We start from the raw sequence: 6,447 nt of genomic DNA on the forward strand, positions 1-6,447 counted from the left end.
ACAGGCCTGCGGCTTTTGCCATGCGTTCAAACGGGAACACTGAGTGAAGCCTGCCAAGCTCACTCTCATTAAAACTTTTGCGGTATTTTTCCAGAACATCAAATTCTGTGAAGCCCAAAGTTGGGTGAATTTCGGAAATATTTTGTATCTTAGCCATATCTTAGTCGGGGAATTTCCCCCGTTTTGGCCTTCAAACCTTATTTGCGGGGGAATACCTAAAGATACAAAAAAGCCAGCTAATTCGCAATATTTTGTGTATGAATTAGTTGGCTGATTTTATATTATTTACTGAATGTCCCTTTATAATCTGCGGTGAGCCAACCGGTATTTATTCGAACCCGCGCAGCATCCCGATTTCTTCCGCCCAAAGCGACTCGTCGGGAGTTTCGAGTATAACCGGCATATCGTTAAAACGTCCGTCTTTCATGAAACGTTTAAAGAAGTCTATGCCGATAAGTCCTTTGCCTATGCTGTCGTGCCGGTCTACCCGGCTTCCCAATGCCTTTTTGGAATCGTTCAGGTGGACGGCGCGGAGGAAGCCGAAACCGACGGTCGTGTCGAAATCTTCGAAAACCTTATCGTACTCGTTCACTATATCGTACCCTGCCGTGTATGTGTGGCAGGTATCCAGGCAGACGCCTACACGCGACTTGTCTTCCACACGGTCGATAATGTACCTCAGATGCCAGAACTCATTGCCCACATTGCTGCCTTGTCCGGCCGTATTCTCAATAACCGCTGTCACACCCCGCGTCTTGCCCAGTGTTATATTGATAGATTCGGCTACCCTATCCAGGCAAGCCTCGACGGGAATCTTGTTCAGGTGGCTGCCCGGATGAAAGTTCAGCAGCTCCAGCCCCAGTGCTTCACAGCGCTGCATCTCGTCCAGGAAGGCGGCACGGCTTTTCTCCAGCCCTTCCGCTTCGGGGTGTCCCAGGTTTATCAGATAGCTGTCGTGAGGAAGGATGTAACGTGCCTCCAACGCATACTTTTCACAGTTCTCCTTAAATAAGGAGATGCTTTCCTGCGTCAGGGGCTTTGCCACCCACTGGCGCTGGTTCTTGGTAAACAGGGCAAAAGCATTCGCCCCTATCCCGTGGGCATTGACGGGAGCTTGCTCCACACCGCCGCCTGCCGATACATGCGCACCTATAAATTTCATGTTTCTTGTATTATTCATCGTTTTATCATTCTTTCATAAATTCCCACTGGGACTTCTTCATGTCCACGCAGCCGTTCGCCTTGAAACGGACACCTTCGCTTTCCAACAGCCTCCTCTGTTCCGTCCACCCCGGAACCAGCCTGCCCTGGCTGTTCACCACACGGTGGCAAGGCAAGTGCGAATTTTCCGGCACGTTGTGCATGGCATGCCCCACCATACGCGAGCACTGGGGTTTGCCGACCAGGTAGGCTATCTGCCCGTACGTCATCACACATCCCGCCGGGATTGCGGCAACGACACTGTAAACATCTCGCTGAAAAGTATCGCAGTCCATAGCTTGAGTCTTTCTTTTTAACAAAGGTAAGGATAAAAAACGGAAACAGGAACAGATGAGTACAAGAAGATGCGGGTAAGAGGCATGGAAAGGATGCCTCCCCCGATTCAGCGGGCAGACGTATCGTTGCGGTATTCTGAGGGGGTTACCTTCATCCTCTTTTGTACATAACGGCTAAAATAGGAGACAGAGGAGAAATTCAGCCGTTCCGCAATCACCGTCAAAGAAAGCTCTTTCTGTTTCAACAGACGTGCAATTTCCTGCATGGTAAAGCGGTCTATCCAATAAGTGGCGGGCTTGCCGCTTACCTTCCTGCATATCTCCGACAGGTAATGAGGGGTAATACAGAGCCGGGAGGCATAAAAATCAAGCTCGCGGTTCCGGACGTATTCGCCGCTATACAACAGCTCTATAAATTCCCGCAGCAGGGAGGCTATCCGCTCCGATATCCGTATGGCTTGCCGGCTGCGTGCATGGATGTCGTAGAGGTCGAGGATATGCGCAGTCAGCAGACTCCCCAACAGTTCTTCCCGGAAAAGATGCCCGCTATCCTCCATACGTTTCCGGAGATACTGCATAGCTTGCCGGCATACCTGGAAATCATCGGGGGCAAGTTTCATGACCGGGTTCTGCAAAAGCGACAAGTGCCCGATAATGCCGTAATTGCTGCGGATAGCAATCGAAGTAACGAACGCATCCGAAAGGCTCATCAGGATACCCCGAAAATCGTCGGAAGGCGTAAACTCCGATACGAGTGCGGCGTTAGGCAGGATAGCGTAATCTCCCGCCACGATACTATAACGGGTATCTTGGAATCCGAACTCCATACCGCCCTCGCAGCAAAGGATATGAATTACTCTCCCCGCGTACTGCAAGCTGCTAAGCTCCTGCAATGTATCCGCAAAAACTATTCCGTCGAAGCCCGTATGTTCCATTTCTTCCTCTTATTTGTTACGAAAGTAATCAAAAGCCACGAAAAGTGAAAATATTACCCCGAATTATGCAACGGTAAAACGACAGTTACCCGGTAACTTTGCATCAGAAACCCAAACTGCCGGAGAGGTAAATATAAAAACGGACAATAGAGTGTAAAGAAGCATCCGGCATGCAGAGTACCGGCATGCCCAATACTGAATATTAACCTTTAAAACAGAATTTTATGCAGACTATAAAACTGAACAACAATATCGAAATGCCGATATTGGGTTACGGAGTGTTTCAGGTATCTCCGGAAGAATGCGAGCGTTGCGTACTCGATGCTATCGGTACGGGTTACCGGCTGATAGACACGGCACAGGCTTATTACAATGAAACAGGCGTGGGCAATGCCGTTGCCAAATGCGGTGTGCCCCGTAACGAGCTTTTCCTCACGACCAAGGTATGGATTACCAATACGGGCGAGGAAAGGGCTGCACGCAGCATCGACGAATCGCTCCGCAAACTACGTACCGATTACATCGACTTGTTGCTTATCCACCAGCCTTTCAGCGATTATCCGGGAACATGGCGTGCCATGGAGAAAGCCGTGAAGGACGGAAAAGTCCGTGCAATCGGGCTATCGAACTTTTATCCCGACCGGTTTGTGGATATGGCAGAGTATGCCGAAATCAAACCTGCCGTGAATCAATTAAAGACCAACGTATTCAGCCAGCAATGGGATGCCGAGACCGAAATGAATCCTTATGGCACACGCATCATGGCTTGGGCGCCGCTGGCTCAGGGAGCTCCCGAACTTCTAACCGACTCCGTGCTGACTGCCCTGGCCGAAAAATACGGCAAGACGGTACAGCAGGTGGCATTGCGCTATCTAATCCAACGCAATATCATCGCCATTCCGAAAACTACCCGCATCGGACGTATGAAGCAAAACCTGGAGGTATTCGATTTTGTACTCGCCCCGGAGGATATGGAAAGTATCCGTACGCTTGACAAGCCTGCCGATTTCCGCTGGTCGCACCGCAATCCAGAACTCGTAAAATTCCTCCTGGGCTACGACAGACAGTTCAATCCCGATACCAAGAAATAAGAAAGATGCAAGATTAATAAGAAAATATAGAATGATGAAAACAAGAAAACTCGGGACATTGGAAGTCTCGGCAATCGGCCTCGGCTGCATGGGCTTCACACATGGTTACGGTACTTGTCCGGACGAAGCGGAATCTATCCGGCTTATCCGCAAAGCCTACGATGAGGGTTGTACTTTTTTCGATACGGCCGAAATATACAGTTGCTACAAGAATGAAGAACTTGTAGGAAAGGCGCTGAAACCTTTCCGGCATGAGATAACAATCTCTACCAAATTCTCTCCCGCCACCTTGCCCGGACAAGAGAATCCGGAAGGCAAGCTCAGCCGAACCGGTATCCGGCAAGCTGTGGAAGGTTCATTGCGGCGCTTGCAAACCGACTATATCGACCTTTACCTGGAACACCGCGTACCCCAAGAAAGCGACCCTGCCGAAGTAGCTTATTGGATGGGCGAACTGATTAAGGAAGGCAAAATCCGCGCATGGGGACAATCCGAACCCACTCTCGGGCAGCTTAAGGCAGCCCATGCCGTAACTCCCGTAGCAGCCGTACAGAGTGAATACTCGCTAATGGAGCGTAAATGGGAAGCAGATGTCATTCCCTACTGCAAGGCGGAAGGGATTGGCTTTGTGGCTTATTCGCCTATGGCCGGCGGTTTCCTGAGCGGCAAATACCGGAACGCAGACGCATTCAAGGGGGATGATGTGAGACGTGTGATAACCCGTTACTCCGAAGAGAATATGCGTGCCAACCAGGTTCTGCTCGACCTTATCAACCGCTATGCCGGAGAGAAGCACTGCACCGCCGCACAAATCTCCTTAGCCTGGGTGATGCATCCCGGGCATATCGTCCCTATACCGGGTATGCGCAGCGACAGCCGTATTCTTGAGAATTTAGGCGCCGCCGGGGTATCAATCACCGATGAGGAGTATGCTGCCATGAATGAGGCGTTGAGCCGCATCACCATACACGGCAACCGGACGGATGAGGATATCGCCAAGCTGGGCACTATCGAAGGACGCCAGCAAACGGTGGCGAAAGCAGAGAGATAATAAATATAATAAAGAACCGCATATCTTTCATTGAAGAATAAATATGAAAAATATACTGATTATCAGCGGCCATACAAACCTTGCCGCATCCGTAGCCAACAAAACTATCCTCGATACGCTGAGTAAACATCTGCCGGAAGCGGAAATAGTAAAACTCGACGAACTCTACCCCGATTTCAGAATCGACGCAGAAACCGAACAACAAAAACTGCTCAAAGCCGATATCATCGTGTTGCAGTTCCCTGTTTTCTGGTATTCCGCCCCTTCTATTTTAGAGCGCTGGATGGAAGTGACTTTTCAACACGGTTTCTCTCACGGCAGCACTGGCGACAAACTGAAAAACAAGAAACTCGTCCTCTCTTTCACCACGGGGGCTCCCGAAGCGATGTACACCCATGAAGGTCAAGCGGGTTATACTATCGACGAGTTTCTGCCATGTTACAAAGCTACCTGCCGGCTGACCCGGATGATATATTGCGGCTGCGTACATACTTATGGCGTTAGCTATGGCAACCGCACTTCACCCCAACTCATTGAGCAGCAGAAAACTCTGTCGGTGGAACATGCCGAACGCCTTATCGGATTACTCGAAACGCTCTGAAGTTTGAGGACGGACTACATTGTGATAGCAATCATCGGAAGTATGGTTGCTATCATTTTCTGCAAATAAACATATACGCATATCTAAAATGAAAATAACATCTAAATAAATATCCGGTATCTTCTTACAAGAATGTACTTGCCCCGAGTGTATTATAGGCATAGGTAATATTCTGCTGGCGGAGTATTCCGCCTTCCGGGGTAAACAATATCTGATACTTTACCTGTACGTTCGGTTTGCCCACCTGTATGGCTACAATAGGCTGCCATTCGGGAAACTGTACCCATGTAACATTCTGAACCACTCCGTCCGAGAACTGGCTGGCGGCAAAAGCATTGAAGACGGCAGCGGGTACTTCGTCCAGCGTCTCCCAATCCGTCTGTTTCATTACCCACTTTGCATCCGGGCTGAACCAGACTTTGGTGTCGAACCCGTTCATAATAAAATCTGCAACATAATATTCCTTATCCTGCGACCATGCTATGCCGGCGGCAGTAGGATACATCTTTTTCAGCGCAGCCTGCACGTTGTCGGGGGCATAACCGGCAAAAACGGACATGGATGCCCAAAGCATCGAAATCAAGAAAGAAAGTTTCAACTTATTCATAATCATCAATCGGTAATTTGTCGAAATCAACAATATCACCCGGAATTTTGTTTGGCTGTACCCCCGTAAAGGTTATCTTTGCGGCATAAATGTATAAAAACGATATGATAAGCATACAACCCGTTCTCCACAACAAAAAACGGTACCTCGACCTTCTGCTGTTGGCCGATGAGCAGGAATCCATGATTGACCGTTACCTGGAACGCGGCGAAATGTTCGTCCTTTCCGATGACGGCAGCGTAAAGGCAGCCTGCGTCGTTACCCGCGAAGCAGAAGATGTTTTCGAGATAAAGAATATTGCCGTCTATCCCCGATTCCAACGCCGGGGATATGGAAAGAAACTGATAGAATTTCTTTTCGAACGGTATGCGGATAAGTGCCGGACAATGCTTGTAGGTACGGGGGACAGCCCTTTGAGTATTCCTTTCTATGAGAGTTGCGGGTTTGCATATTCGCATCGCATTCCCGGTTTCTTTACGGACAACTACGACCACCCTATCTACGAAGCAGGCAGGCAATTAATAGATATGGTTTACCTCAAACATAATATGAAGGGATATTCAGTAAATGTCCCTAAAAATCAAGATGGCATATGAAGATGATAGAGCATACTCACTTCATATGCCATTTTTATAGTCCTATTCCTGTAATTTCTCACACAATCTT

General features: G+C 48.9%; 8 protein-coding genes and 1 pseudogene. 4 read left to right on the forward strand and 5 right to left on the reverse strand.

Going from position 1 to position 6,447, the window contains the following annotated elements; all coding sequences use genetic code 11:
• The 4 genes and pseudogenes from C233_RS0121905 to C233_RS0121920 all read right to left on the reverse strand — a co-directional run.
• Positions 1-157 (reverse strand): annotated as a pseudogene (locus tag C233_RS0121905) (DDE transposase); the annotation flags it as partial.
• A gap of 171 nt (positions 158-328) precedes the next feature.
• The gene (gene nfo, locus C233_RS0121910; protein ID WP_018669598.1) at positions 329-1,162 is read right to left on the reverse strand and encodes a deoxyribonuclease IV; all 834 of its coding nucleotides are present in this window, start codon (positions 1,160-1,162) and stop codon (positions 329-331) included.
• Between the two features lie 25 nt (positions 1,163-1,187).
• Positions 1,188-1,496, reverse strand: coding sequence for an MGMT family protein (locus tag C233_RS0121915; protein WP_018669599.1), 309 nt, complete (start codon positions 1,494-1,496; stop codon positions 1,188-1,190).
• Between the two features lie 107 nt (positions 1,497-1,603).
• Entirely contained in the window at positions 1,604-2,431 is an 828-nt protein-coding gene (locus C233_RS0121920) for a helix-turn-helix domain-containing protein (protein WP_018669600.1), read from the reverse strand.
• A 224-nt stretch (positions 2,432-2,655) separates the two neighbouring features.
• Between C233_RS0121920 and C233_RS0121925 the strand changes: the two genes are divergently transcribed.
• Genes C233_RS0121925 through C233_RS0121935 form a run of 3 tightly spaced genes read left to right on the forward strand, consistent with a single transcriptional unit; the run spans position 2,656 to position 5,174 of the window.
• Positions 2,656-3,522, forward strand: a complete 867-nt coding sequence (locus tag C233_RS0121925; protein WP_018669601.1) for an aldo/keto reductase — start codon at positions 2,656-2,658, stop codon at positions 3,520-3,522.
• 34 nt (positions 3,523-3,556) lie between these two features.
• A complete protein-coding gene (locus tag C233_RS0121930; RefSeq protein WP_025069265.1) occupies positions 3,557-4,573 on the forward strand; it encodes an aldo/keto reductase in 1,017 nt (338 codons plus the stop codon).
• A 43-nt stretch (positions 4,574-4,616) separates the two neighbouring features.
• Entirely contained in the window at positions 4,617-5,174 is a 558-nt protein-coding gene (locus C233_RS0121935; protein WP_018669603.1) for an NAD(P)H-dependent oxidoreductase, read from the forward strand.
• 124 nt (positions 5,175-5,298) lie between these two features.
• Here the strand turns inward: C233_RS0121935 and C233_RS0121940 are convergent, their stop codons facing one another.
• The gene (locus C233_RS0121940; RefSeq protein WP_025069266.1) at positions 5,299-5,781 is read right to left on the reverse strand and encodes a PepSY-like domain-containing protein; all 483 of its coding nucleotides are present in this window, start codon (positions 5,779-5,781) and stop codon (positions 5,299-5,301) included.
• A gap of 104 nt (positions 5,782-5,885) precedes the next feature.
• Between C233_RS0121940 and C233_RS23160 the strand changes: the two genes are divergently transcribed.
• Positions 5,886-6,377, forward strand: a complete 492-nt coding sequence (locus C233_RS23160; RefSeq protein ID WP_051089665.1) for a GNAT family N-acetyltransferase — start codon at positions 5,886-5,888, stop codon at positions 6,375-6,377.
• The last annotated feature ends 70 nt before the right edge of the window (positions 6,378-6,447 follow it).

This window comes from Bacteroides gallinarum DSM 18171 = JCM 13658, from assembly GCF_000374365.1.
Lineage (GTDB): Bacteria > Bacteroidota > Bacteroidia > Bacteroidales > Bacteroidaceae > Bacteroides > Bacteroides gallinarum.